The sequence below is a fragment of the Arthrobacter sp. NPDC093139 genome (assembly GCF_044754165.1).
Taxonomy (GTDB): domain Bacteria; phylum Actinomycetota; class Actinomycetes; order Actinomycetales; family Micrococcaceae; genus Arthrobacter.
On the sequence record NZ_JBIVOO010000010.1, the window covers coordinates 1 to 25691 of the forward strand.

The 25691-nt window shown below is 64.5% G+C and carries 20 protein-coding genes and 1 pseudogene; 9 read left to right on the forward strand and 12 right to left on the reverse strand.

Annotation, left to right across the window (positions count from 1 at the left end; all coding sequences use genetic code 11):
• From ACIP90_RS14965 to glmS, 8 genes and pseudogenes are all read right to left on the reverse strand, one after another.
• Positions 1-281, reverse strand: a pseudogene (locus ACIP90_RS14965) (inositol-3-phosphate synthase); the annotation flags it as partial.
• A gap of 170 nt (positions 282-451) precedes the next feature.
• Complete coding sequence (mgrA, locus tag ACIP90_RS14970; protein ID WP_400580207.1) at positions 452-1492, reverse strand: L-glyceraldehyde 3-phosphate reductase; 1041 nt, start codon at positions 1490-1492, stop codon at positions 452-454.
• Positions 1493-1593: 101 nt separating this feature from the next.
• On the reverse strand, positions 1594-3384 hold the full coding sequence (gene treZ / locus ACIP90_RS14975) for a malto-oligosyltrehalose trehalohydrolase (protein WP_400580209.1): 1791 nt from the start codon (positions 3382-3384) through the stop codon (positions 1594-1596).
• Positions 3381-5708: a malto-oligosyltrehalose synthase gene (gene treY, locus ACIP90_RS14980; RefSeq protein WP_400580211.1), complete on the reverse strand. Its 2328-nt coding sequence runs from the start codon at positions 5706-5708 to the stop codon at positions 3381-3383. Before treY ends, treZ begins: the two co-directional genes overlap by 4 nt.
• The gene (gene glgX / locus ACIP90_RS14985; RefSeq protein WP_400580213.1) at positions 5705-8146 is read right to left on the reverse strand and encodes a glycogen debranching protein GlgX; all 2442 of its coding nucleotides are present in this window, start codon (positions 8144-8146) and stop codon (positions 5705-5707) included. The genes treY and glgX overlap by 4 nt, the downstream gene beginning before the upstream one ends.
• Positions 8147-8220: 74 nt before the next feature.
• Positions 8221-9792: an NAD(P)H-hydrate epimerase gene (locus ACIP90_RS14990; protein ID WP_400580215.1), complete on the reverse strand. Its 1572-nt coding sequence runs from the start codon at positions 9790-9792 to the stop codon at positions 8221-8223.
• Between the two features lie 18 nt (positions 9793-9810).
• Positions 9811-10158 carry a holo-ACP synthase gene (locus ACIP90_RS14995; protein WP_400580217.1) on the reverse strand — a complete coding sequence of 116 codons (348 nt, stop codon included), beginning with the start codon at positions 10156-10158 and terminating at the stop codon, positions 9811-9813.
• A 4-nt stretch (positions 10159-10162) separates the two neighbouring features.
• Complete coding sequence (gene glmS / locus ACIP90_RS15000; RefSeq protein ID WP_400580219.1) at positions 10163-12055, reverse strand: glutamine--fructose-6-phosphate transaminase (isomerizing); 1893 nt, start codon at positions 12053-12055, stop codon at positions 10163-10165.
• A 180-nt stretch (positions 12056-12235) separates the two neighbouring features.
• Here glmS and coaA point away from each other — a divergent pair, with 180 nt between their 5' ends.
• The 3 genes from coaA to mscL are packed head-to-tail and all read left to right on the forward strand — an operon-like array spanning position 12236 to position 14634.
• Positions 12236-13201 (forward strand): type I pantothenate kinase, encoded by a 966-nt coding sequence (gene coaA / locus ACIP90_RS15005; protein ID WP_400580221.1) that lies wholly within the window; start codon positions 12236-12238, stop codon positions 13199-13201.
• A gap of 5 nt (positions 13202-13206) precedes the next feature.
• The gene (locus ACIP90_RS15010) at positions 13207-14196 is read left to right on the forward strand and encodes a D-alanyl-D-alanine carboxypeptidase family protein (RefSeq protein ID WP_400580223.1); all 990 of its coding nucleotides are present in this window, start codon (positions 13207-13209) and stop codon (positions 14194-14196) included.
• Positions 14197-14238: 42 nt separating this feature from the next.
• Positions 14239-14634: a large conductance mechanosensitive channel protein MscL gene (gene mscL, locus ACIP90_RS15015; protein ID WP_400580224.1), complete on the forward strand. Its 396-nt coding sequence runs from the start codon at positions 14239-14241 to the stop codon at positions 14632-14634.
• A gap of 39 nt (positions 14635-14673) precedes the next feature.
• Here the strand turns inward: mscL and ACIP90_RS15020 are convergent, their stop codons facing one another.
• Both ACIP90_RS15020 and glmM read right to left on the reverse strand, forming a co-directional pair.
• The gene (locus ACIP90_RS15020) at positions 14674-15798 is read right to left on the reverse strand and encodes an acyltransferase family protein (protein ID WP_400580226.1); all 1125 of its coding nucleotides are present in this window, start codon (positions 15796-15798) and stop codon (positions 14674-14676) included.
• A 234-nt stretch (positions 15799-16032) separates the two neighbouring features.
• Entirely contained in the window at positions 16033-17406 is a 1374-nt protein-coding gene (gene glmM / locus ACIP90_RS15025; protein WP_400580227.1) for a phosphoglucosamine mutase, read from the reverse strand.
• A gap of 238 nt (positions 17407-17644) precedes the next feature.
• Here glmM and ACIP90_RS15030 point away from each other — a divergent pair, with 238 nt between their 5' ends.
• The 3 genes from ACIP90_RS15030 (at position 17645) to ACIP90_RS15040 (ending at position 22639) form a co-directional block, all read left to right on the forward strand.
• The gene (locus ACIP90_RS15030) at positions 17645-18883 is read left to right on the forward strand and encodes a glycosyltransferase (protein ID WP_400580229.1); all 1239 of its coding nucleotides are present in this window, start codon (positions 17645-17647) and stop codon (positions 18881-18883) included.
• Positions 18880-20760, forward strand: coding sequence for a glycosyltransferase family 39 protein (locus tag ACIP90_RS15035; RefSeq protein WP_400580230.1), 1881 nt, complete (start codon positions 18880-18882; stop codon positions 20758-20760). Before ACIP90_RS15030 ends, ACIP90_RS15035 begins: the two co-directional genes overlap by 4 nt.
• Positions 20761-20872: 112 nt before the next feature.
• Positions 20873-22639, forward strand: a complete 1767-nt coding sequence (locus ACIP90_RS15040; protein WP_400580232.1) for an ArnT family glycosyltransferase — start codon at positions 20873-20875, stop codon at positions 22637-22639.
• Positions 22640-22930: 291 nt separating this feature from the next.
• Here ACIP90_RS15040 and rpsI read toward each other — a convergent pair whose 3' ends face one another.
• Together rpsI and rplM are read right to left on the reverse strand one after the other, a co-directional pair.
• Positions 22931-23440: a 30S ribosomal protein S9 gene (gene rpsI, locus ACIP90_RS15045; protein ID WP_400580233.1), complete on the reverse strand. Its 510-nt coding sequence runs from the start codon at positions 23438-23440 to the stop codon at positions 22931-22933.
• 36 nt (positions 23441-23476) lie between these two features.
• The gene (rplM, locus tag ACIP90_RS15050; protein WP_400478972.1) at positions 23477-23920 is read right to left on the reverse strand and encodes a 50S ribosomal protein L13; all 444 of its coding nucleotides are present in this window, start codon (positions 23918-23920) and stop codon (positions 23477-23479) included.
• 296 nt (positions 23921-24216) lie between these two features.
• On the opposite strand from rplM, the gene ACIP90_RS15055 reads away from it, so the two are divergent.
• The 3 genes from ACIP90_RS15055 to ACIP90_RS15065 all read left to right on the forward strand — a co-directional run bounded on the left by ACIP90_RS15055 (position 24217) and on the right by ACIP90_RS15065 (position 25667).
• Positions 24217-24882 (forward strand): prepilin peptidase, encoded by a 666-nt coding sequence (locus ACIP90_RS15055; protein WP_400580235.1) that lies wholly within the window; start codon positions 24217-24219, stop codon positions 24880-24882.
• Between the two features lie 267 nt (positions 24883-25149).
• Entirely contained in the window at positions 25150-25350 is a 201-nt protein-coding gene (locus ACIP90_RS15060) for a Flp family type IVb pilin (RefSeq protein WP_400580237.1), read from the forward strand.
• 116 nt (positions 25351-25466) lie between these two features.
• A complete protein-coding gene (locus tag ACIP90_RS15065) occupies positions 25467-25667 on the forward strand; it encodes a Flp family type IVb pilin (protein WP_400580238.1) in 201 nt (66 codons plus the stop codon).
• Positions 25668-25691: the final 24 nt, after the last annotated feature.

Genomic DNA, 25691 nt, shown 5'->3' on the forward strand with positions numbered 1-25691 from the left:
TGCACGGTCACACCGGTCGGCGCCACGTCGGCGATCTTGATGGTGTTGTTTTCGCTGGCCAGGATGGCATCGGCCAGGTCCACCCCGACCTTCTTCCCGTCCACGTCGAACGCGGCCACGAACTGGACATCGTTGACGTGGTACTTGCCGAACTCCACGTGCATCAGACCCGGGATCGTGGCCTGCGGGTCCGCATCCCGGTAATAGTGGACACCCTGGACCAGCGAAGCGGCGCAGTTACCCACCCCGACGATTGCAACACGAATGGGATTTGAAGACACGGAACTCCTTTGAGAACAAAACTTCACGTGCCCTGCGCATCTGTACCTGGTTGTACGACGGCGTCTGACGGACACGGCGCCACGCGGCGCGCTTATCAGTGTAACTAAACAGCGCCGGAGCCGCTGTTATTCCCGGCCGCTCCGGCTACTTCATTACCGAGCGCCGTTCCTCAGACCCTCTGTGCCCAGAGGTTGATGTCCGATTCGACGGCGAATTCGTCGATGGCGGCCAGCTCCTCTGCATCAAACCCCAGCTTGTTGATGGCTCCGAGGGTGTTCTCGAGCTGGGCCACGCTGGACGCGCCGATCAGGGCTGAGGTCACCGGGGATCCCTTGGGCTGGTCCCGGAGGATCCAGGCAATGGCCATCTGCGCGAGGGACTGGCCGCGGCCGGCGGCGATGCCGTTCAGTCCGCGGATGCGCTCCAGCTTGTCGTGGGTGATGGTCGATTCGGAGAGGAACCGGTCCTTGGCCGCACGGGAATCGGCAGGGATGCCGTGGAGGTAGCGGTCTGTCAGCATGCCCTGGGCCAGCGGCGAGAAGGCAATGGACCCGGCACCGACCTGGTCAAGTGCCTCGTACAGGTTGGGGCTGCCGTCCTCGGTCCAGCGGTTCAGCATGGAGTAGCTGGGCTGGTGGATGAGCAAAGGTGTGCCGAGTTCCTTGAGGATCCGGGCCGCCTCCAGCGTCTGCTCGGGTGTGTAGGAGGAGATGCCGGCATAGAGTGCCTTGCCGGAGCGCACCGCGTGGTCCAGCGCTCCCATGGTTTCCTCAAGGGGCGTCTCGGGGTCGGGGCGGTGGCTGTAGAAGATGTCCACGTAGTCCAGTCCCATGCGCTCCAGGGACTGGTCCAGGCTGGACAGCAGGTACTTGCGGGAGCCCCACTCCCCGTACGGGCCGGGCCACATGTGGTAGCCGGCCTTGGTGGCAATGACCAGCTCATCGCGGTACGGCTTGAAATCCTCGCGCAGGTGCCGGCCGAAGTTGGTTTCTGCCGATCCGGCCGGAGGGCCGTAGTTGTTGGCGAGGTCGAAGTGGGTTACGCCCAGGTCGAAGGCACGTCGCAGGATGGCGCGCTGTTCGTCGAAGCGCTTGTCGTCGCCGAAGTTGTGCCAGAGGCCGAGGGAGATGGCCGGAAGTTTAAGGCCGCTGCGTCCGACACGGCGGTATGGCATGGTTTCGTAGCGGTGCTCTGCAGCCAGATAAGTCATACGTACCATCCTGCCAGCCAGACAGACGCGCCGGGGCCGGTGTCCATCATCCGGTCAGGGTGACGGGCACCGGCCCACGCAGCATCCGGGAGGACAGAGGGTCAGTCTCCGAGGACCGCCGCGCTCAGCCCCGGAAGTTCCACCTTGCCCCCCTCAATGCGGACGGCATCATCGGTGGCAAGGAGCAGCTCGGTGCCCGCCCTGTCGAGGGTGACGGACTGCTCGGCGAAGTTCAGCAGCACCTGCACGCCGCCCCGGCGGAAGCGTAGCCACCGGGCGTCGTCGTCGAACTCCGCATCGGTGTCCTCGAAGCCCAGAGCGGTGAGGTCCGGCGTGGAACGCCGCAGCCGGATGAGCGCCCGGTACAGCTCCAGCAGCCGGGCGTGGTCGCCCGTGGAGGCTTCCGCCCAGTCCAGTTTGGAGCGCGTGAACGTTTCCGGGTCCTGCGGATCGGGCACGACGGCGGGATCCCACCCCATGCGTTCGAACTCCTTGATCCTGCCTTCCGCGGTGGCTTTGCCAAGCTCGGGCTCGGGATGGGATGTGAAGAATTGCCAGGGCGTTGTGGCACCGTATTCCTCTCCCATGAACAGCATGGGCGTGAACGGGCCGGTCAGGGTCAGCACGGCCGCGAGGGCCAGGCTGCCGTACGGCAACGACTGGGAGAGCCGGTCTCCGGTGGCCCTGTTGCCGATCTGGTCATGGTTCTGCGAGCAGACCACCAGTGCAGCCGGATGGACGGCGCTGAAGTTGATCGGTCGGCCGTGGCGGCGTTCGCGGAAGCTGGAGTAGCTGCCGTCGTGGAAGAACCCGTCCCGCAGCACCTTGGCGAGGGCGCCCAGCGAATCGAAGTCGCCGTAGTAGCCCGTGGTTTCCCCGCTGACGTTGACGTGGACGGCATGGTGGAAGTCGTCGCTCCACTGCCCGGCCAGGCCGTAGCCGTTGACATCCCGGGGGTACAGCAGGCGCGGGTTGTTGAGGTCGGACTCTGCGATCAGGGTCAGCGGACGGCCGACCTCGGCCGAGATCTGGTCAGCCAGCGCGCCGAAGTCCTCCAGGATGTGGACGGCGCGCTCGTCCTTCAGCGCGTGCACGGCGTCCAGGCGGAGGCCGTCCACCCGGTAGTCGCGCAGCCACATCGCCATGTTGTCGAGGATGTACCGGCGCACGTGGTCCGAGCCCGGTCCGTCGAGGTTGACGGAGTCGCCCCAGGTGTTGCCCTCGCCGTGCTTGAGGTACGGCCCGAACCTGGGGAGGTAATTTCCGCTGGGCCCGAGGTGGTTGTAGACCACGTCCTGGATGACGCCGATGCCGGCGGCGTGGGCGGCGTCCACGAACCGCTGGTACGCGGCCGGTCCGCCGTAGCCCTCGTGGACGGCGAACCACTGCACTCCGTCGTAGCCCCAATTGTGCGTGCCGTTGAAGGCGTTGACGGGCAGCAGTTCCACGTAGTCGATTCCCAGCCCGGCCAGATAGTCCAGCTTTGAGGCTGCGGCGTCGAGTGTCCCCTCCGGCGTGAAGGTTCCGAGGTGGAGTTCGTAGATCACCGCCCCCTGGAGCGCCCTGCCCTGCCACCCCGAATCCTGCCACTGGTAGGTTCCGGGATCGAAGGTGCGGGACAGGGCGTGGACGCCGTCGGGCTGGCGGCGGGTCCGGGGATCCGGCAGCGGCGTTTCGTCGCCGTCCAGCAGGTATCCGTAGTCGACCTCGCCGGCGGCGGGTGCCTCCGCGGCCGTCCACCAGCCGTCATCCTCCGGCCCGGTGCCGGTCCGGCGGGTCATCGGGTAGCGCTCCCCGCCGGCCAACAGCGTCACGGAGCCTGCCTTGGGTGCCCAGATGTCGAACCGCTGCGGCCCCTGGACGGGTTTGGCCGCGTATTTCTGCTGCGTCATGACTTTTCTCCTGTCTCAGGAACCAGCAGCGCCACCGGGTAGGCCCGGAAAATCTCCGATAGCGACGCTGGCCCGGGCCCGAAGCCCGTACCGGTCAGTTCATCCTTCATGGCGGTCTCAAGCTCGACGGCGGTGTCCCGCCAGCCGCCCGACTGTTCCAGTCCGCGGGGCAGCCGGGTCGCCAGGGTCACCGCGCCCGGAGCTCCCCCGGCTCCGCGGTCGAAGCCCAGCAGGTGCGCGGCCGCGGGGCCGCTCGCCTGCACCGGGCGGTACCCGGCGAACAGCTCCGGCCGGTCCCGGCGCAGCCGCAGGGCCCGGGAGGTCACCAGCAGCTTGGCCTTCTCGTCGGTGAAGGACTCCGGCCGTTCGCCGGCGTCCAGCTGTTCGAGGGCGCGGATCCGGTCCGGGAAGCTGAACGGGCGGCGGTTGTCCGGGTCGGTCAGCGAGCGGTCCCAGAACTCGGTGCCCTGATACACGTCGGGCACACCGGGCATGGTCAGCTGCACCAGCTTGGCCGAGAGCGAGTTCGAGGCGCCGTAGGGTGCCAGGAGCTCCACGAGGGCCTCCAGTTCGGCACGGACCTCCGGATTGTCGAACGCGGAGTCGACGGCGGCCGTGAGCTTCTCTTCGAACGCGCGGTCGGGATCCGTCCAGGTGGTGGAGCTGCTGGCCTCGCGGGCCGCCTTGAGCGCGTAGGACTGGAGCCGCTCCCTGTCTGCGGGCCATGCGCCGGCAATGGCCTGCCACAGGAGGACGGACAGCGGCCCGTCAGGCAGCGGCGCCAGGGCGTTGAGCCTGTCAAGGGCCTTCTCCCAGTCGGCGGCCACCTCCGAGATGACCGAAATCCGTGCCCGGGTATCCTCGCTCCGCTTCGTGTCGTGGGTGCTGAGCGTGGTCATGGAGAGCGGCAGCTCCGCCTGGCGGCGGGACATCCGGCGATGGAATTCCTCGGCGTCGAGCGAGAACTCCGTGGGGTCCGCGCCGACTTCCGTGAGCGTGCCGAGCCTGTTGTAGCGGAAGAACGCGGTGTCCTCCACGCCTTTGGCCATGACCATGCCCGAGGTCTGCTGGAACCTGCGGGAGAGCTCAAGGTCCGTGTCCTGCAGCAGCGGGTGCAGAATTCGGATGACCTGGTCCAGCTCAGGACGCCACCGGGCAGCGAGCTCGCAGGCTTCCTTCAGGACTTCCGCGCCTGTGGGCAGGTAGGTGCGGTAGACGGGGAACGTCGCGATGATTTCAGCGATCGCATCGGCTGCCGCCTCCGGGGAAACGCCTGAACCGTCCGGGACCAGCCGCGCGAGCCGCAGGATCTCGGAGTGAAGGATGCCGTCCGTGATCCGGCGCTTGGTTCCGCGGATCATCTCCTGGTAGTCGGCAGGTTCGCCGCCGCGCAGCCGGGCATCGATCCGGTCCAGCACGTCGCGACCCTGCGGATCGACAAACAGGCGGTCGACGTCGGCCAGGGCGTCGTAGCCTGTGGTCCCTTCGCATTCGAAGCTGGCGGGCAGCTGCTCCCCCGGTTCGAGGATCTTTTCGACCAGCAGGTAGGCGCCGCCGGTTGCCTCCCGGAGCCGCTTCAGGTAACCCTCCGGGTCTGCGAGGCCGTCCGGGTGGTCGATCCGCAGTCCGTCCGCAAGTCCTTCGCGGAACCAGCGCACGACTTCCCCATGGGCCATATCGAAGACCGACGGCAGCTCGACGCGGACACCGGCCAGCGAGTTCACCGCGAAGAAGCGGCGGTAGTTCAGCTCGTTGTCCGCACGCCGCCAGCCCATGAGTTCATAATGCTGCCGGGCGTGCACATCCCGGGGGGAATCACCCTCGGTGTAGCTGCCGTCGGCCAGCGGAAAGCGGTGGTCGTAGTACCGCAGTTCACCGTCTTTGACCTCGAGCTGGTCGAGGTCGTCGTCGCTGCCCAGCACCGGAATCCGGATGCGGCCACCGGCAAGGTCCCAGTCGACGTCGAACGCCTCCGCGTAGGGGGAACCGCGGCCCTCCTTGAGCAGCGACCACCACCACGGATTCTGGGCCGGCGTGGCCACGCCCACGTGGTTGGGCACGATGTCGATCAGGACGCCCATGCCGGCAGCACGGGCCGCCCGGGACACGGCCGCCAGGCCCTCGGGGCCGCCGCGCTCCGGGTCAACCACGGAGGGATCCGTGACGTCGTAGCCGTGGTCTGAACCGCTCTCGGCTTTGAGCACCGGCGAAAGGTAGATCCAGTCGACGCCCAGTGAGTGCAGGTACGGCACGGTTTCAGCGGCGTCAAAAAGAGTGAAGCCCTGTCTGATCTGGAGGCGGTAAGTGGAGACGGGCGTCCTCATGCGTCCTCCCCTGCCTGCCTGCCTGCCTTCGGTTTCCCAGTGCGCTTCCCGGCACTATTCCCTGAGTGCTTTCCGGAATGATGTCCGGTGCGTTTTTCCAGCGGCTTCTCCGCCAGTCTCTCCGCTGGCTTCTCAGCCGGCTGTTCGGCTGGCTTTTCCGCCGGCTCCTCCGCCGGTTGCGGTTCGGGCTCCGCGTCGATCTTCGGCGCCGCCTTCTTCGTTTTGCTCGGCTCCGGTACAGCGGGGGCTGTGAGCGCCGCCGTCTCTGCGGTTGCCGTCTGCGTCAGGGCTGCCAGCGAGGCCGCCACGGAGTGGTCGGGCTCCTCTTCCGGGGCGCTGTGGGCGCGCAGCACCACGAGTGACTTGGCCGCCACGGTCAGCCCGTTGCCGGCGGCCACCGGCTCGGAGTCCGCGCCTTCGCCGGCGGTGTCGATGATGATGTCCCAGGCTGGAGCGTACTCGTCCGGCGGCAGCTTGAACTCGACGTCGCCGTCGTGCGCATTGAAGTACAGCACAAAGTTGACGTCCTGAATGCGCCGCCCGCGGCTGTCCTTGCCCTGGATGCCGTCACCGTTGAGGAAGACACCGACGGAACGGCCGAAGCCGCTGTCCCAGTCCTCCGGCTGCATGACCGAGCCGTCGGGGTCCAGCCAGACGATGTCCGGCAGCCGCTCGCCTTCGCCCCGGCGGACCGGCCTGCCGTCGAAGAAGCGGCTGCGCCGGAACGTGGGATGCTTGGCCCGCAGTGAGTTAACGGCGGCCGTGAACTCGATCAGAGGCTGGTCAACGTTGTCCCAGTTGATCCAGGTCAGTTCCGAGTCCTGGCAGTAGCCGTTGTTGTTGCCCTGCTGCGTCCGGCCCAGTTCGTCGCCGTGGAGCAGCATGGGCACGCCCTGGGAGAGCAGAAGGGAGCCGATGAAGTTCCGCTGCTGCCGGGCACGAAGGGCGAGGACCTTGGCGTCGTCTGTGGGGCCTTCCGCCCCGCAGTTCCAGGAACGGTTGTGAGATTCGCCGTCGTTGTTGCCTTCGCCGTTGGCCTCGTTGTGCTTCTCGTTGTAGGACACAAGATCTGCCAGCGTGAAGCCGTCGTGGGCCGTGACGAAGTTGATGGAGGCCACGGGCCGGCGGCCCGAGTGCTCGTAGAGGTCGGCGGAGCCCGTGATGCGCGAGGCGAACTCGCCAAGCGTTGCCGGCTCGCCGCGCCAGAAGTCACGGACGGTGTCCCGGTACTTTCCGTTCCACTCCGTCCACTGCGGCGGGAAATTGCCCACCTGGTAGCCACCGGGTCCAACGTCCCACGGCTCTGCGATCAGTTTGACCTGCGAGACTACCGGGTCCTGCTGGATGAGTTCGAAGAAGGTGGAGAGCTTGTCGACGTCGTAGAACTCGCGGGCCAGTGTGGAGGCGAGGTCGAAGCGGAAGCCGTCCACGTGCATTTCGGTCACCCAGTAGCGCAGGGAGTCCATGAGCAGCTGCAGGGAGTGCGGATGGCGGACGTTCAGCGAGTTGCCGGTGCCGGTGTAGTCCATGTAGTGCTGGAGGTCCCCCTCCATTAGCCGGTAGTAGGCCTGGTTGTCGATTCCCTTGAAGGACAGGGTGGGCCCGAGGTGGTTGCCCTCTGCAGTGTGGTTGTACACCACGTCAAGGATGACTTCGATGCCTGCGCGGTGCAGTGTGCGGACCATGGCCTTGAAGTCCTGGACCTGCTGTCCGGTGTCCCCGGTGGAGCTGTAGCTGTTGTGCGGGGCGAAGAACCCGATGGTGTTGTAGCCCCAATAGTTGCTGAGCCCCTTGTCCTGCAGGATGCCGTCGTTCACGAACTGGTGCACCGGCATGAGCTCGATCGCCGTAACGCCCAGCTTCTGCAGGTGCGAGATGACGGAGGGGTGTGCCACGCCTGCGTAGGTGCCGCGCTGCTCCTCCGGGATCTCGGGGTGGAGCTGCGTGAGGCCCTTGACGTGGGCTTCGTAGATGACGGACTGGTGGTACGGGATGCGCGGGAGGTGGTCGCCGTCCCAGTCGAAGAACGGGTTGATGACCACGCCCATCATCATGTGCGGTGCGGAGTCCTGGTCATTGCGGGACGTGGGGTCGCCCATGTTGTAGGAGAAGAGGGCGGGATCCCAGTCGATCTGGCCGTGCACTGCCTTGGCGTACGGGTCCAGGAGGAGCTTGTTCGGGTTGAAGCGGTTTCCGGAGGAGGGGTCGTAGGGCCCGTGGACGCGGTAGCCGTACTTCTGGCCGGGCTGCACGTGCGGCAGGTAACAGTGCCACACATACCCGTCCACTTCGGCGACGTCCACCCGGGTCTCGGTGCCGTCGTCGTCGAAGAGGCACAGTTCAACCTTGTCTGCCCTTTCGCTGAACAATGCGAAGTTGGTTCCGGTTCCGTTGAAGGTGGCGCCAAGGGGATACGCCGATCCGGGCCAGATTTCCATTCGTGCTCCTATTACGTTGTCCAACATTGCCTCCGGCGGATGTGTCGTGCATCACCCGCGGTTTGGGCTCGGTCTTACCGTAGCGGCTGGCGGTGACTATTACGGTGGCCGGTCCGCTGATTACTAAGCGTGCTGACTTTACCCCATATTCGGGGCAACGCGTCCGCAATCCGGCCCGCGGTCAGCGGCGCGCCGTCCGCGGCGGCCGCCCCGGCACGCGCGTGAAGGCTTGCCGCCATGGCGGCAATGGCCGCCCAACGCTCGTCCGGATCGATGCCCACGGCCCGGAAGCGGCCGACGTCGGGCCCCACCTGGGCGAGCAGCGCACCGATGACGCCGGCCAGTACGTCACCGCTGCCGGCGGTGGCCAGCCAGGGTGTGCCGTCGGACTGGCTGTAGAAGTCCTGATAGGGCGAGGCCACCAGGGTGGTGGCGCCCTTGAGCAGGACCGTGGCCTCCGTCAGGCCCGCGGCCTGGCGGGCCGCCGAGAGGGTCGCGGCTTCCACGGCCCCACGGTCCAGACCGGCGCCGAGGCGCTGGAGCAGGGTGGCGAGCTCGCCCGCGTGCGGGGTCAGGACCACCTGCGGTGCCAGGACATCCGGCAGCGCCGGGATGGCGCCGGCGTCAGCGACGGTGGGCAGACCGGAGTCGGCGGCGTCGCGGACGTGCTGCATCTGCTCGTCGTCGGAACCGTCCATCCCGGATCCCACGAGCCATGCCTGGACGTGCGTGTCGGCGACGGTTCCGGTGCTGCACACCACTTCCGGGCAGCTTTGCCTGATGAGGTCGGCGACGTCCGGCGGGCCGAGGTAGCGCACCATGCCCACGCCGGCGGCGAGGGCCCCGCGGCAGGCGAGCACCGCAGCCCCCGGGTACGCGCTGGACCCCGCCACCACACCGAGGACCCCCCGGGAGTACTTGTGCGAGCGCCGTTCGGGGTTCGGGAGCAGCGTGGCGAGGTCAGGGGCCTCAAGCCGCCGCAGCGCCGGCCAGGGCAGCCTGTCCTCGATTCCGATCGGGACCACCCGGACCGCGCCGGCGAAGTCTGCTCCGGGGTCGGCCAGCAGCCCGGCCTTGGCGGCTCCGAAGGTGACGGTGAGATCGGCACGCAGCACCGGGCCCGCTGTTTCTCCGGTGTCGGAGTTCAGTCCGCTGGGAACATCGCAAGCGACGGCCAGGCGGGGCGGCTGCGCAGCAAGCAGGGACACCAGCGCGCCGGCGCTGCCGCGGAGTCCGCCTTGGGCGCCGGTGCCCAGCAGGGCGTCAATGACGACGTCGGCCCGGCCGGCCTGCCCTGCCAGGTCACCTGCGTTGGCTTCGGTCAGGTGGATGACGCGGCCGCCGGCCCGCTCAAAGGCGGCCAGCGCTTCGGCGTGGGCGCTGTCCGCGGCGAGGACCGCCGTCGTCCGCATTCCCCGTCCGGCGAGGTGCGCGGCCGCGAAGAGGCCGTCGCCGCCGTTGTTGCCCTTGCCGGTGAGCACCACAACGCCGGCGCCGTAGAGCCGTCGGCCACGGGCGCGCAGTTCCGAAACCACCGCGTTGGCAAGGCCGTAGGCTGCCCGCTGCATGAGAACAGCGCCCATACCGGAGTCCACAAGGGGCTTTTCAGCCTCCCTGATCTGGGTTCCGGTATAGGCGCTGATCATGGGTGAGTCCGGAGGGGGTCAGCCCTCGGCCAGGACGGTCGCGGTGGCGATGCCGCCATCGTGGCTCATGGACAGATGCCAGCGTTTGACGCCCTTGGCGTCCGCCACGGCCAGCACCGTCCCCTTGACCTGGATGGTGGGGCCGTTCTCGTCGAGTCCGATCCAGCAGTGCTGCCAGTTCATGCCGGCGGGCGCGCCCAGGACCTTGGCCACCGCTTCCTTGGCGGCAAAGCGCGCTGCCAGGGAGCGGGTGTTCAGCTCACGCTCGGCCGGTACGAACAGCCTGTCGCGCAGCCCGGGGGTGCGCTCCAGCTGGCGGCCGAAGCGCTCAATGTCCACGACGTCAACTCCGATGCCAATAATCATGGGCTTACTCTACGGTGACGCTCTTGGCCAGGTTGCGCGGCTGGTCCACGTCGTAGCCCTTGGCGGCGGCAAGTTCACAGGCGAAGATCTGCAGCGGCACCGTGGTCAGCAGCGGCATGAGCAGCGTGGGCGTTTCCGGCACGTAGAAAACGTGCTCGGCGTAGTCCCGGACTGCCTGGTCGCCTTCCTCGGCGATCACCAGGGTGCGGGCACCGCGGGCGCGGATCTCCTGGATGTTGCTGACCACCTTGGAGTGCAGCGAGTCCCGGCCCCGAGGCGAAGGCACGACGACGAAGACCGGCTGGCCCTCATCGATGAGCGCGATCGGGCCGTGCTTGAGCTCACCGGCGGCGAAGCCCTCGGCGTGGATGTAGGCGATTTCCTTCAGCTTCAGCGCACCCTCGAGGGCCACCGGGAAGCCAACGTGGCGGCCCAGGAACAGCACGGACTTCTCGTCCTTCATGCTGCGGGCGAGCTCGCGCAGTTCCCCCGCGGTGTCCAGGATTTTCTGGATCTTGGCGGGGATCTTGCCCAGATCCGCGAGCACGTCCTTGATCTGGCCCGAGAAGATGTTCCCGCGCAGCTGTGCCAGGTACAGGCCCAGGAGGTATGCGGCGGTGATCTGGGCCAGGAACGCCTTGGTGGACGCCACCGCGATTTCCGGACCGGCGTGCGTGTACAGCACGGCGTCGGATTCACGCGGAATCGTGGACCCGTTGGTGTTGCAGATGGACACCGTGATGGCGCCCTGTTCCCGGGCGTACCGCACGGCCATGAGGGTATCCATCGTTTCGCCCGACTGGCTGATGGAAACCACCAGAGTGTTGGCGTCAACGATGGGGTCGCGGTAGCGGAACTCGTGGGCGAGCTCCACCTCGGTGGGGATGCGGCACCAGTTCTCGATGGCGTACTTCGCAACCAGGCCAGCGTAGGCGGCCGTACCGCAGGCCAGCACGATGATCTTGTCGACCTTCTTCAGCAGCTGCGGGTCGATGCGCAGCTCGTCCAGGGTCAGCTTGCCGTTCAGGTCCGACCGTCCCAGCAGCGTCTGTGCCACGGCATCAGGCTGGTCATGGATTTCCTTCTCCATGAAGGACGCGAAGCCGCCCTTTTCAGCGGACGCCGGATCCCAGTCAACGTGGTATTCCTTGCCCTTGGCCGGAGCGCCGAAGAAGTCCGTGATGTCCACCGTGTCAGCGGTGATCGTCACGATCTGGTCCTGGCCGAGCTCCACAGCACGGCGGGTGTAGTCGATGAATCCGGAGACGTCCGAGCCCAGGAAGTTCTCCCCTTCGCCCAGACCCACCACGAGCGGCGAGTTCCGGCGCGCGGCCACGACGACGTCGGGCTGGTCCGCGTGTACAGCCAGCAGGGTGAACGCGCCCTCCAGGCGCTGGCAGGCGAGCTGCATGGCGGTGGTCAGACCGCCGTCGGTGACGTCGCCGCCCAGCTTGTTCCGGAAGATGTCCCCCAGCAGGGCAGCCGCGACCTCGGTGTCCGTCTCCGATTCGAAGACCACGCCCTTGGACAGCAGTTCCTGCTTCAGCTCGGCAAAGTTTTCGATGATGCCGTTGTGGATCACCGCGAGCTTCCCGCCGTCAGACAGGTGCGGGTGCGCGTTCTGGTCCGTCGGACCGCCGTGCGTGGCCCAGCGCGTGTGACCGATGCCGGTCAGCGACTCAGGCAACGGACGCGCCTCCAGCTCGGCGAGCAGGTTGCTCAGCTTCCCGGACTTTTTCCGCGAGGAGATCTCCCCGTCAGCCACCACGGCCACGCCCGCCGAGTCATACCCCCGGTACTCCAGACGGCGCAGACCTTCAAGAACAACATCCAGCGCACCGTGCCCGGCATCAGCCCGGCCAGACGTACGCCCTACATAACCCACGATTCCACACATGGGTATAAGCCTAACCGGCTTTGAGGCGAACCGACGTCGGACAAGCTGCGGCACGGCGGGCGGCAAGGGCCTCCAAAGCGGTTGGATGAATGGCCGCAGCGGCAGGAAAGTGCCCGTCATCAGGCGCTTCACGGCGGGCCCCATTTCGCTCTCGGCGTTGCGAGGGGCAGAATCTCTAGGGTGACTTCGCAACGCAATGAAGCGAACGGGGAAGGTGTCTCGCCGTTCGTGGAGCTGGACCGGCAAACCTGGTCCCGGCTCGCAGCCCAGATGGAGCAGCCCCTTAACGAAGAGGATGTGCTGCGCCTCCGTGGCCTCGGCGACCCCCTGGACATGAATGAGGTCCGGGAGGTTTACCTGCCGTTGTCACGCCTGCTGCACCTTTACGTCGAAGCCGCCGGGCAGCTGCATGCCGCCACCACCACGTTCCTGGGCGAACAGACCCAGCGGACGCCGTTTGTCATCGGCGTCGCAGGATCCGTGGCTGTGGGCAAGTCCACCATCGCCCGCGTGCTGCGGGAAATGCTGCGGCGGTGGCCCGGGACCCCCAACGTCGAACTGATCACCACGGACGGTTTCCTGTACCCGCTCGCCGAGCTCAAGCGCCGGCAGCTGCTCGAACGCAAGGGCTTCCCGGAGTCCTACGACCGCCGGGCACTGCTGCGGTTCGTGAGCGAGATCAAGAGCGGAGCAGAGGAAGTCCGGGCACCCTGGTATTCCCACGTCACCTATGACATTGTCCCCGGCAAGGAAGTGGTGGTCCGCCGCCCGGATGTCCTCATTGTGGAAGGGCTGAACGTCCTGGCCCCCGCGAGGCCCCGGCATGATGGCCGCCAGGGGCTGGCACTGAGCGATTTCTTCGACTTCTCCATTTACGTGGACGCCAAGACCTCCTACATCGAGGAGTGGTATGTGGACCGGTTCCGCAAGCTCCGCTCCACGGCCTTCGCGCAGCCGGAATCGTACTTCCACCGCTACGCCACCCTCTCTGACGAGGAGGCCGAAGTTACGGCCCGCGACATCTGGAAGCGGATCAACGAGCCGAATCTCGAGGAGAACGTGCTGCCCACGCGGGGGCGGGCGCAGCTTGTGCTGACCAAGGAAGCGGACCATTCCGTCCGCCGCATGCTGCTCAGGAAGGTCTAGCACACGTGTGCTACGACTGCTCCCCCACACCAGACGTCGCGGCAGATAAACCGGTTTCGGCGCCCAGCCGGCGCGTCATCGCACGGCTGCTGTTCGCCGGTGCGGGGCTGTCCGCGCTGGCTGCCTGCACACCTGCAGGTTCACAGCCTGCTCCCCCTGCCACAACAGCCCCGACGCCGGCACTGCCGACGGCGTCAGGCTCGCCGGGCGTTTCCGGCTCGGTGTCACCGTCCGGGTCGCCGTCTGGCTCCGCCACCGTGCCCTCCTCCATAGCTCCGACCGCAGCTGCATCACCGACGCCCGCCACACGCTCCGCGTCAGCACCGCCGTCGCCCTCCACCACCGCGACGGCGGCGCCAGTACCGCCGTCGGCTGCTGCCCGCCTGCCCAGGCAGTATTCGCTGACCGACCCGGCCAGCCCCTGGCTTGTGGTCAACAAGCGGCGCCCACTGAAGCCCGCCAACTATGTCCCGCGTGACCTCGTCCAGCCGCGCGTCGCCCTCGCCGTATCCGGCGAGGCGGCGCTCCTGAACCGCACGACGGCGGCTGCCGCGGAACGGATGTTCGCCGCCGCGGCGGCGGACGGCGTGACCCTGACGCTGGCCAGCGGCTACCGTTCATACACGACTCAGGCGGCGACATACAACGGGTATGTCAGTGCGCGCGGACAGGCGGCCGCCGATACCGCCTCAGCGCGGCCGGGATATTCCGAGCACCAGACCGGCTGGGCGTTCGACCTCGGCGACGGCGGCGGGGCCTGCAGCTTCCAGCCGTGTTTTGCGGAGCAGCCTGCCGCAGTGTGGGCGAAGGCCAACGCCCACCGGTTCGGCTTCGTGGTGCGGTACCCGTGGATGCTGCACCCCATCACCGGCTATTACTACGAATCCTGGCACCTGCGGTACATCGGCGTGGAAGCAGCCGTCGACATGCGGAGCCGCGGGATCGCCACACTGGAGGAGTACTTCGGGCTCGGAGCGGCGCCGGGGTACCCCTAACAGCGAAACGCCCGCCCCGGCCCGTGCGATAGTTTGGTTTCCATGCTTACCGGATTCAAGAAATTCATTCTCAAGGGCAACGTCATTGACCTTGCCGTTGCCGTCATCATTGGCGCCGCCTTCAGTTCAGTCGTGGACGCATTGGTTAAGAGCGTCATGATGCCCCTCATTTCCCTGCTGGTGGGAGAGCCCAACTTCGATAACTTCCTCGCCTTCGGGGATGTACGGTTCGGCGTGCTCCTGACCGCGGTGGTCAACTTCCTGCTGGTGGCCGCCGCCATCTACTTCGTCATCGTCGTGCCCATGAACCACATGATCGAACGCCGCAACCGCAAGCTCGGCATCAACCAGGACGTCAAGGAGGAAGCCGCCGAAGACCCGCAGATTGCGCTGCTCACCGAAATCCGGGATGCGCTCCGGAGCGGGTCCGTTAAGTAAGTACCATCCGTTCGACGACCCCCTCATGATAACCGTGGGTCAGGGCGAAGATGGGACTCCCTGTGGTGCAGTCTGCTCCTCAGATGGTCGCGGTTTTTGTTTTCCGGCTGACCGAAGCCACCTCTCAGCTGGGGACTCGACAAATTCGTGGAGCAGCCCGGATATGCCCACTGAAGCAACCACCACCAAGGCCGAAACCGCCAAGGCACCCAAAGCGTCGAGTCCATCAACGAGTGGCTTCGCCAGCCGGATTGCAAGCTCGTGAACCAGATACAGCGCAAACGACCACCGTCCCAGTCTGACCATGGCGTTGGAAGCCGGGCCCTTACCTGAACGCCGGAGATCATTCGTGGCTGCTGCCGCAATGACCGCGATAAACCCAGGAAGCATCACGAGGTTGGCGTAGGTTGCGGGCACCGGAATGGCCCCGCCCGAGGCGACAGCGGAGGCCACCATCAAGGAGACGTAAAGTCCTAGTGTAATAGCGACAGCGTGGCCGAGCCTGAGCCGGGGGCGCCATCCACGCCTCATCATCAGTGCGAGACTCATGCCCAACACGAACTCCCCAAGGCGATACAGGGGCATCGTACCCAATAGGTAATTTACAGCAGGTCCAGAAAAGCTCGCGGAAATGTAGATGCCCAGTGCCACGATGATGCCGTAGACAAATCCTGCAAATAGACCGGTTTTCTGCTCCTTGCCGACCATGCGGATCAGGAACGGAAACGAAAGATAGAAAAATGCCTCGCAGGACAATGACCAAGAAACACCGTTGAAGGCAACCACATAGCCGCTGGCCGGGACCCACGCTTGCGTGAGCGTCAGGACGAACGGCAGGGCGGGCCAGATCGTCGCGCTGGCGACCATCGACGGGACAATCGTTGACAGAAACGTTGTCACCGCGTGGAGAGGCCAGACCCTCGCGAACCGATTCCGGTAAAACTTCCTCGTGCTGTCACCCTCTCGGTGCGACCACGTCAGAACAAACCCTGAAAGTACGAAGAAAAAACTGACGCCCGTGAAGCCATAGCCGAAGGCATCAAGGGCATGATCGAGTGGCGTGAAATAGAGTGATAGGTGATAAAGCACAACGCACATTGCAGCGAAAAAACGCAGCCCCGTAAGGCTCCGCAAATGAGTCGGGCCGCCCGGCCTTACATCCATATATCCCCGCCCCCACCCGATGAATAGGGCGAGTATACGCCCTGCCACTTGTGAGCAAGTGGGGACCCTCGATCCCCCGACGTTGTGCGTGGGCGGCAGAAAGGCGAGGACTTTCCCGGGCCATTGCCCCGGCAATAATCGCAAGACGCGATTAGCAGGATTCCCCCCGTAGCCGTCGAGAACCCGCGGAACCCGTCCCTTTGGGCCTTGTTTGTTACGTCCGGCGAATCCTCGCTACGGGACGAGTTCGCTCGGGACGTCACCCAGCGCGAGCTCTGTTTTGACCACCTGCGCCAGGCGCTCGGCGATGACCTGCGCGGTCTCCTGGCTCCCGGCCTCCACCATGACGCGCACAACAGGCTCCGTACCGGACGGGCGGAGGAGCACTCGGCCGGTCTCACCGAGTTCCGCCTCGGCAACCCGTACGGCTGCGGCGAGGACCTGGTCGCCCTTGACCCGGGAGCGGTCCACGTCCTTCACGTTGATGAGGACCTGGGGAAGCTTGGTCATCACCGTGGCCAGCTCCTTGAGCGGTTGGCCGGTGAGCGCCACCTGAGCTGCCAGCTGCAGGCCCGTCAGGACCCCGTCTCCGGTGGTGGCGTAGTCGGCGAGGATCACGTGGCCGGACTGTTCGCCGCCGAGGTTGAACCCGCCGTCGCGCATTTCTTCGAGGACGTACCGGTCCCCCACGCCCGTCTCGCGGATCTCAATGCCCGCGTTCCGGAGCGCGATCTTCAGTCCGAGGTTGCTCATCACGGTGGCAACCAGAACGTTGTCTCTGAGCTTGCCGGCGTTCTTAAGGGCAATGGCGAGGATGGCCATGATCTGGTCGCCATCCACTTCGTTGCCTTCATGGTCAACAGCGAGGCAGCGGTCGGCGTCGCCGTCATGGGCGATGCCGAGATCGGCGCCGTGCGCCACCACAGCAGCCTTGAGCGGACCCAGGTGGGTGGAACCAACGCCGTCGTTGATGTTCAGTCCGTCCGGCTCGGCGCCGATGACCACGACGTCGGCGCCGGCGTCCTTGAAGACCTGCGGGGAACAGCCGCTGGCGGCACCGTGGGCACAGTCCAGGACCACCTTCAGGCCGTGCAGGTTGTGCGGCAGGGTTCCCAGGAGGTGGACGATGTAGCGGTCCTCGGCGTCAGAGAAGCGCTGGATGCGCCCCACTTCGCCGCCGACCGGCCGGAACGGCTCCTTGCCCATCTGCTCCTCGATGGCGTCCTCCACCTCGTCGGGGAGTTTCTGGCCGCCGCGGGCGAAGAACTTGATGCCGTTGTCGGGAGCGGGGTTGTGGGAGGCGGAGATCATCACACCAAAGTCCGCCTTTAGGTCGGCCACGAGGTAGGCAGCCGCAGGCGTGGGGAGGACACCGGCGTCGTAGACGTCGATACCGGAGCTGGACAGGCCGGCCTCCACCGCGGCGGCGATGAACTCGCCGCTGGCGCGGGGATCCCTCGCCACCACCGCGCGCGGCCGCGCACCTTCAGTGGTGCGTTCATGGCCAAGCACGACGGCGGCGGCCTGGGCCAGCTGCATTGCGAGCTCGGCGGTCAGCAGGCCGTTCGCCAGGCCCCGGACACCGTCTGTTCCAAATAATGTAGACATCGGGTCAAGTGTAGAGGATGGGGTCAGGGGCTGCCGAAGTGGCCTACGTCGTGACCTCCGTACCTGTTCCTTGCAGCCCGGCTACCTGCCCGAGTACCTGCCCCAGGGCCGTGGACTACGTGTATTTTTTTGGACAATACGTCTCTTTTTCGTGGCAGTACCCCTCTTTCCCCTAGGGGTACCCCTCTTTGGGTAAAAGCCTCGCTATCGGTTTTGACGCGACCCTACTATTCCATGCATGACACCTAGCACTGGGGGCTTGGCGCTCGAAATCGTAGTTCCGGTTTTCAATGAAGAAGCGGCGCTCGAGAACAGCATCAAAAGGCTCGCCGAATATTTGACGAATGAAATGCCTTCGACGTGGAAAATAACCATTGCCGACAATGCAAGCACTGACCGGACTCCGGTGATTGCGGCTCGTCTCAGCGAGCAATTGCCTCATGTGGACTATCGCCGCCTCGAAGCCAAGGGACGGGGATACGCTCTCCGCGATGCATGGGGTGCGTCAGAGGCAAAGGTCCTGGCGTACCTCGACGTCGATCTTTCCACCGACCTCGCGGCGCTGCCGCCACTGGTGGCACCGCTCCTTTCCGGGCACTCGGACATTTCCATCGGAACGAGGCTCGGACAAAGTTCACGGGTGAGCCGCGGACCGAAGCGCGAATTCATTTCCAGGTCCTACAATTTTCTGCTTCGCCGAACAATGCAGGTGGGCTTTTCCGACGCGCAATGCGGATTCAAGGCAATTCGCGCTGACGTTGCCCGGCGTTTGCTTCCGCACGTCGAGGACAATGGCTGGTTCTTTGACACCGAACTGCTGATCATTGCCGAACGTTCCGGCCTGCGGATCCACGAAATACCCGTTGACTGGGTGGATGACCCGGACAGCCGCGTGGACATCAAGCAGACCGCCCTCGACGATATCCGGGGAATGGTCCGTGTGGCCGGTTCCCTGGTCAAGGGGTCGATCCCGGTCCAGGCCATATACGCGGAGTTGGGCCGGGGCCCGATCGTACCGCCGGGACGGCCCAGCTTTTTTGGCCAGGTGGTTCGGTTTGGACTGGTGGGCGCTGTTTCAACGCTGGCATTTGCACTGCTTTATATGGTTCTCCAGGGTCCCTTCGGGGCACAGCAGGCTAATTTCCTGGCCCTGCTCCTGACGGCTGTCGGCAACACGGCCGCCAACCGCAGGTTCACCTTTGGCATTAGGGGGCCGGAAAAACTGTTTACCCAGCAAGTCCAAGGTCTGATCGTCTTCCTGCTGGCCTGGTGCATCACGTCGTCGTCGCTTTGGATGCTTCACGCCGTCAACCTTGATGCGACGGCGAGCATGGAACTGCTCACGCTGACGGCGGCCAACGTCGTCGCGACCTTGATGCGGTTCGTGCTGCTCCGGATCTGGGTCTTCCGGGTCCGCCAGCGGGATGAACAAACCGTGGTTCTCGCGCTGCAGCCTGCAGGACAGTCGGTCCGTTGAGCGTCGCAGAGGCAAGGCGGACTGCGGCTCACCGAGCCGGCAGCACCGCCCCCAGGCCACTGCCGTGGGAGAGGATCGGGCTGGCTGCCCTCCTCCTTCTGACTGCCGCGTCGTTCCTCTGGGGCCTGGACCGCAATGGGTGGGCGAATCCCTACTACTCCGCAGCGGTCCAGGCCGGATCCCAGGACTGGAAGGCGTTCTTTTTCGGTTCCCTCGACGCCGGCAACCTGATCACCATCGACAAACCTCCGCTGAGCGTCTGGATCATGTCACTTTCCGTCCGGCTCTTCGGGCTGAATTCATGGGCGATTCTGGTGCCCCAGGCACTCATGGGTATAGCGACCACCTGGCTCATCTACAAGATCATCCGCCGCAGCCACCCGGCAGCCCCGGCATTGCTGGGTGGCCTGATCTACGCAACCATGCCCGTAGTGGTCCTCATGTCGCGGTTCAACAACCCCGAGCCGCTCATGGGACTCCTCACCGTCACCGCCGCGTACTTCGTTATCCGGGCGCTGGAAGACACCCGCTGGTCCTGGTACCTGCTGGCCGGGACGGCCCTCGGCCTGGCCTTCATGGCAAAACAGATCCAGGCTTTCCTCCCCATCCCGGCCCTGGTGTTGGCGGTGCTCCTGTTCGGCGCCGGCACCCTGGCCTCACGCCTCGTGAAGCTCCTGGGCGCCCTCGCCGCGCTCATCGTCAGCGGTGGCTGGTGGCTGGCGATAGTGGATCTGACACCACCGGCAAACAGGCCCTACGTCGGCGGATCCGCATTGAACAGTGTCTTGGAACTGACACTGGACTACAACGGACTCGCACGGTTCCTCCGCTTTAGCACTCACGCCCAGTCCGGGAACCCAAGATCGCCCGCACCATCAGACGTGGACTACGACGGCGGCTTAGCCCGGCTGTTCAACGCAAACTTTGCACCAGAAGGCGGCTGGCTGCTCTTCACCGCCTTGGCCTGTGCCCTCGCGCTGGTCTTGCTGTGGCGGCAGTCGGTCCCGAGTAGGGCCGCATCGGGCCTCTTTACCGCTGGCGTCGCCTGGCTCGTGACTGCCTACATGGTGTTGAGCTTCCTCGGCACCATGACCCACACCTACTATGTCTTCTCCATGGCCGCGCCGATGGCAATCGTGGTTCCCCTGGGGCTCTACCTGCTCTGGAACCAGAGGCAGCGGGCGGTTTCCCGATTGATTGGTGCTGTCCTGCTGCTGGGGACCGGCTATGTTGGTTTCCGGATTTTCCAGTACAGCGATGGCTGGGGGCTCTGGCCGCTCGCCCTGGCCTGCGCGACAATCCTTGCGACGGCAGCGTGGTTGTGGGCCAAGAGTCCCACCCAGCGGCCTGCGGCCCTCACCCTCGTCACCGTGTCGCTTGTACTGGGACCCGTAGCCACAGACGTGATCACCCTGAACCGAACCCATACGGGTACAAATCCACTCTCCGGCCCGGTTTCCAACAACCCTCAGGCGCTGTCCGCCCGCCTTGACGCTGCCGGACGCGGGGACCCACCGCTGGACCGCCACCTTGGCTTCGGCGTCGAGCCGTCCGCAGACGTTACAGCCCTGCTAAGGGACTCCGAGGCCGATTGGGCGGCGGCCACGTACACCGCCCAAAATGCAGCCCAGTATCAGCTCGCAGCTCAGCGTCCGGTGATCGCCCTTGGCGGGTGGCTGGGAAACGACCCGGCGCCGACACTCAATCGGTTCCAGGCACTCGTGACCGACGGCAGGATCGCATACTTCATTTGGCAGCAGCCGATAGTAGACGAGGTTCCTCTGGGCAAGGATGCTGCGGCCATCACGGACTGGGTTCAGTCCAATTTCGAGGGGGAGAACGTTGACGGTATCAGAATCTACGATCTTAGGCGCTGACGGCACCACCCGACCGAGCGGTGATGGTTCCCCTCCAGACCGCAAGCCAGTATGGGAGCCATGGGCCCTTGCCGGCATCTTGGTTGCGGCGGCCGTCTTGTACGTCTGGGGAGTGGCTGGCAATGGCTGGGCCAACGCCTACTATTCGGCCGCAGTCCAAGCAGGCCGGCATGATATCGGTGCGTTTTTCTTTGGATCCTCAGATTGGGGCAACTCCATCACCGTGGACAAGCCACCTTTAAGCTTGTGGGTCATGGGCTTGTCCGTGCGGCTCTTTGGAATGAACGCCTGGGCTCTGTTGCTTCCCCAAGCCGTGATGACAATAGCGAGCACCCTGTTGATCTATCGTTTGGCACGAAGGCATCTGCCCGCATCTCCGGCTCTGCTTTCCGCCGCTGTCTTCGCCAGCACTCCCGTCACCGTACTGCTGGCTCGCTACAACAATCCAGATCCCCTGATGGTGCTGCTGATGGTTTCGGCCCTCTATGCGGGTATTCGAGCAACGGAGTCAGGCCGGACAAGGTTTCTGTATCTGGCAGCCTTCCTTCTCGCCTTGGGGTTTCTTACAAAACAGCTTCAAGCATTCCTCGTACTGCCAGCCATAGCTCTGGTGTTCTGCGTTTACGCGCAGAAGGCATGGCGGGCAAGGGTCGTCTCACTAGTTCTGGCCGGTCTGGTTTTGGCTGTCGGATCCTTGGCGTGGCCTCTGGCTGTCGACCTCACTCCACCCGACTCCCGCCCCTATGTGGGCGGTTCAGCATCTAACAGCATGCTCGAGCTAACTGTTGCCTATAACGGAATTGATCGCGTGCTGCAGCACGAGGATGATCCCTTAGTCTCACTCATTCCTCAAGAACTGCGCCGCGTCGAGACGGACGCCGGGCTATTCCGCCTGTTCAATTCGAACTACGGCCAGGAGATCGGCTGGCTCTTACTTCCAGCTTTACTGGCATGCATTGCCATAGTAATAACCGTTGTGAGAGGCCGGTACAGCCGGAGCAAGTCCATTCTTGCGGTCTGTGCAGTGGTCTGGATGATCACCACCTATCTCACGCTGAGTTTCATGGGAAACAACTTCCATTCCTATTACACAGCATCTCTCGCGGCGCCCCTGGCGCTCTGTCTTGGCTTGGGTGCCGAACTGCTGACAGCCCCGCGGCAGTCGCGTCTCAGGCGGATCGGCATCGCCCCGGCCGTGGTGTCGAGCTGCATTTTTTCGCACGCAATGTGGCAACTGAGCGCTGCTTACCCGCAGGTGCTGGGCACAGGCTTGCTCCTTCTGGGTTTGATTGCCGGCGCGTTGCTTTCGGTGCCGGCGCCGGTCAAATGGGTGCATCGAACAGCTGCTTGGCTGGCAATCGGCAGCCTGCTCGTCGGACCTGCCTTTTGCTCAACCATAGCCTTGGTCACCCCTCAAGAAGGCTCGAATCCATTGTCGGGCGGTCTCTCCCGAAACCCCAACACGCTCAGCGGTTTCTTGGCCGGAATCAAGGAGGGCGATCCGGCATGGGCTTCGGGATTGGCCGTCGGCGTGACGCCTAGTCCGGTCCTCTCCGAGTATTTGAGAGACGGTTCCCCGCAGTGCACGTGGGCCGCCGCGACCTATCCTGGGCAGACTGCGGCCCGCTTCCAACTGGAGATCGGCAGGCCCGTGATGCCCCTTGGAGGGTTCGCGGCCACCGATCCAAGCCCAACCCTGACCCAGTTCAAGGAATGGGTGCAGGCGGGACGAATCTGCCACCTGGTGGTGCAACCCGAACAACTCAAAGTTCCAGGCAACAGCACAGAGTTACATCAAATTCACGAATGGGTTACCCAAACCTTTAGAGCGGAGGAAAAAGATGGAGTAACCATCTACAACCTCACCGCTAACCCATAAATCGACGAATCCCAGGCCAGGACGCCACTGGCCTTCGTGAGGCATTCGTACCTCACCAATAAGCTGCAGAAAAGGCAGCGGGCTAATTCGGGACGGGACAAATTCGTGATGCAATAGGAGGCTTTTGCCTTGGAAAGATATTGGCTAATGGAATTTCATCGGCATGTGCCTAATTAGAAAATCCGATACTGCTTCCGTAGCGGGGGATCCTCATCCGAACTCAACGGCAGAAGCCCGCCCCACCAACGGCGGGACGGGCTTCTGTGAAGCGGCAGCAGTTCTGAAGCGGGATTAGCGCTTGGAGTACTGCTGAGCCTTACGGGCCTTCTTGAGACCGGCCTTCTTACGCTCGATGACGCGGGCGTCACGGGTGAGGTAGCCGGCCTTCTTCAGGGTGGCGCGGTTGTTCTCGACGTCGATCTCGTTCAGCGAACGGGCGATGCCGAGGCGCAGTGCACCGGCCTGGCCGGAGGGGCCACCGCCGTGGATGCGGGCAATGACGTCGTAGGCGCCGTCAAGATCGAGGATCTTGAAGGGCTCGTTGACGTCCTGCTGGTGCAGCTTGTTCGGGAAGTAGTTCGCCAGCTCGCGGCCGTTGATGGTCCACTTGCCGGTACCCGGCACAACGCGAACGCGTGCAACGGCTTCCTTGCGGCGGCCAACAGCTGCGCCGGCAACAGTCAGTGCCGGACGCTCCTTCTTCGGAGCGGCGGCTTCAGCAGCGCTGCTTTCCGAGGTGTAGCTGGTCAGGTTTTCCTCAGCCTCAACGGCTTCGGTGGTCAGTTCATCGTTCTGAGCCACGGTTCTCCTTGTAGATAAAAGTGTTGGTGGCCAGGACTACTGGGCGACCTGGGTAATTTCGAAAGTCTTGGGCTGCTGGGCGGCATGCGGGTGCTCAGCACCGCGGTAGACCTTCAGCTTGCCCAGCTGCTGTGCAGCGAGGGAGTTCTTGGGGAGCATGCCCTTGATGGCCTTCTCAACGGCGCGGACCGGGTTGGATTCCAGGAGTTCTGCGTAGTTGACGGAGGTCAGGCCGCCCGGGTAGCCGGAGTGGCGGTATGCGCGCTTCTGCTCCAGCTTGGCGCCGGTGAGGGCAACCTTTTCAGCGTTGATGATGATGACGAAGTCGCCCATGTCCATGTGGGGAGCAAAGGTCGGCTTGTGCTTTCCGCGCAGCAGTGTTGCGGTCTGGCTGGCAAGACGACCCAGGACAACGTCGGTGGCGTCAATGACGTGCCACTGGCGGTTGATATCGCCGGGCTTCGGGGTGTACGTACGCACGGTGTTTGCCTCGTTCTTGTTCTGGCGTTCTTGTTTTAGGCGTCACGCAGGGTGCACCTACTATCTATGCGCGACCGGAACAGAGGTGAGGGCTCTATGTAACCAGTAGTCCCGTACATGCCCGTTGAGTAGCGATCCTGCAACTGGATCCCCAAGGGCACGCGTTATCGAGAAAGGACACGCACAACGACTACCAAGAATAGCGTGAACGGGGCGTCAGGGTCAAAATGGGGTATCCGGTGGCGGGGGCTGGGATGCCCACGCCGGCGCCGGGCCGATCCAGCCAGGGAGTCTTCGTGTCCATCGTAGGTATGGCCGCAGGCAGCGGACTCGCATTCGTCGTGGCCATCGGCCTGTTAGGCACGGCCCTTGGTGTACTTGCTGAACGGCTCATCGCCCGCGCGCTCCCCCGCCTTGGCAGCGCCCCTTCCGTCAGGTCAAGAATAACGACGGCGGCCCTCACCGGGGTCCTAAGCGCCGCCTTGGCGTTGCGGTTGGGCATGGACGGGTCACTGCCGGCTTTCCTCGTTCTTGCCGTCCTTGGTGTCCAACTGGCGCGGATAGACCTCGCCCACCACTTGCTGCCCAATCCCCTCGTGCTTGCCCTATTGATTGGGGGCCTGGCCTTATTCGCAGCCGGCAGCTCGGCCTCCGCAGGCTGGCCCCACCTGCTCCGCGCAGCCGCCAGCGCGGTCATACTGTTCGTCGTTTACCTGATTTTGGCCGTTATTTCGCCCCGCGGCATTGGCATGGGAGACGTCAAGCTCGCAGCCCCGGTGGGCCTGTACCTGGGCTACCTAGGCTGGGGCCAACTGTTCTACGGCGGCGCCCTGGCCTTTATCTTGGGCGGCATTTTCTCCGTCGTTTTGATTTCCTTTAAGCGCGCGAAAAAACCGGCCGAAGTGGCCTACGGCCCCGCCATGCTAGCGGCAACACTTGGGATGGTTCTCATCACGCCCTGATGAGGTGCACGCGTTCCTGCTGCCAGCTTCTTAGGAAGTAAACGCCAGCCAGCCTTATCAAACCAAGTAGTTTCTCACCTTGGGATTTTCCGACTGAGTACTGTCTTGGGGGGCTTACTTGTGATTCCCCCGCAAAAGTCGGGTATGGCTACGCATTGTTGCTTTTCCTTCTCGATGCAATTCTTTTGCTATCGAAGCACCGGACCTTTCGGATTGGGGGCCCCGGAATTCGAAGAAAATATTCCATCGAATTAAAAGGAAAAAACAATGACTAATCTCATGGTCTCCGTTCTTGCTTTCGTTGCTGGAGTTAAGGACCGGCTGTCTTCGGAAAAGGGCGCAACTGCGACGGAATACTCACTCCTCGTCGCGTTCATCGCCTTCCTCATCATCGTTGGCGTGACTGCCTTCGGTAAGGCGCTCAACGACTGGTTCTCCTCCCTCGGCGTCACAGTGGGTAAGTGGTAAGCCCAACTCGCATCGGGTGTGCCGCGCCCTGTCACGAACCGGCGCGGCACACCTCGACTCAGTCGATTGGCCGGCACTACACGCCGGAACCGTTCTCACCGAAAAGGAATCTCAAAATGACTTCACGAATGATCTCCGTTCTTGCCTTCATTGCCGGCATCAAGGACCGTCTCGCAGCTGAAAAGGGCGCAACCGCGACGGAGTATTCACTCCTCGTCGCATTCATCGCCTTCCTCATCATCGTTGGCGTGACCGCCTTCGGTAACGCGCTCAACACCTGGTTCTCCTCCCTTGGCACCACGGTGGGTAGCTGGTAGCCGAGCCTTCCGCGAGTGTGCCGT

What these genes read in the sequence shown, in the direction of transcription:
- mgrA (WP_400580207.1), bottom strand. Translation starts at nt 1,492, where the DNA reads ATGACTTATCTGGCTGCAGAGCACCGCTACGAAACCATGCCATACCGC.
- treZ (WP_400580209.1), bottom strand. Translation starts at nt 3,384, where the DNA reads ATGACGCAGCAGAAATACGCGGCCAAACCCGTCCAGGGGCCGCAGCGG.
- treY (WP_400580211.1), bottom strand. Translation starts at nt 5,708, where the DNA reads ATGAGGACGCCCGTCTCCACTTACCGCCTCCAGATCAGACAGGGCTTC.
- glgX (WP_400580213.1), bottom strand. Translation starts at nt 8,146, where the DNA reads ATGGAAATCTGGCCCGGATCGGCGTATCCCCTTGGCGCCACCTTCAAC.
- ACIP90_RS14990 (WP_400580215.1), bottom strand. Translation starts at nt 9,792, where the DNA reads ATGATCAGCGCCTATACCGGAACCCAGATCAGGGAGGCTGAAAAGCCC.
- ACIP90_RS14995 (WP_400580217.1), bottom strand. Translation starts at nt 10,158, where the DNA reads ATGATTATTGGCATCGGAGTTGACGTCGTGGACATTGAGCGCTTCGGC.
- glmS (WP_400580219.1), bottom strand. Translation starts at nt 12,055, where the DNA reads ATGTGTGGAATCGTGGGTTATGTAGGGCGTACGTCTGGCCGGGCTGAT.
- mscL (WP_400580224.1), top strand. Translation starts at nt 14,239, where the DNA reads ATGCTTACCGGATTCAAGAAATTCATTCTCAAGGGCAACGTCATTGAC.
- ACIP90_RS15020 (WP_400580226.1), bottom strand. Translation starts at nt 15,798, where the DNA reads ATGGATGTAAGGCCGGGCGGCCCGACTCATTTGCGGAGCCTTACGGGG.
- glmM (WP_400580227.1), bottom strand. Translation starts at nt 17,406, where the DNA reads ATGTCTACATTATTTGGAACAGACGGTGTCCGGGGCCTGGCGAACGGC.
- ACIP90_RS15030 (WP_400580229.1), top strand. Translation starts at nt 17,645, where the DNA reads ATGACACCTAGCACTGGGGGCTTGGCGCTCGAAATCGTAGTTCCGGTT.
- ACIP90_RS15060 (WP_400580237.1), top strand. Translation starts at nt 25,150, where the DNA reads ATGACTAATCTCATGGTCTCCGTTCTTGCTTTCGTTGCTGGAGTTAAG.
- ACIP90_RS15065 (WP_400580238.1), top strand. Translation starts at nt 25,467, where the DNA reads ATGACTTCACGAATGATCTCCGTTCTTGCCTTCATTGCCGGCATCAAG.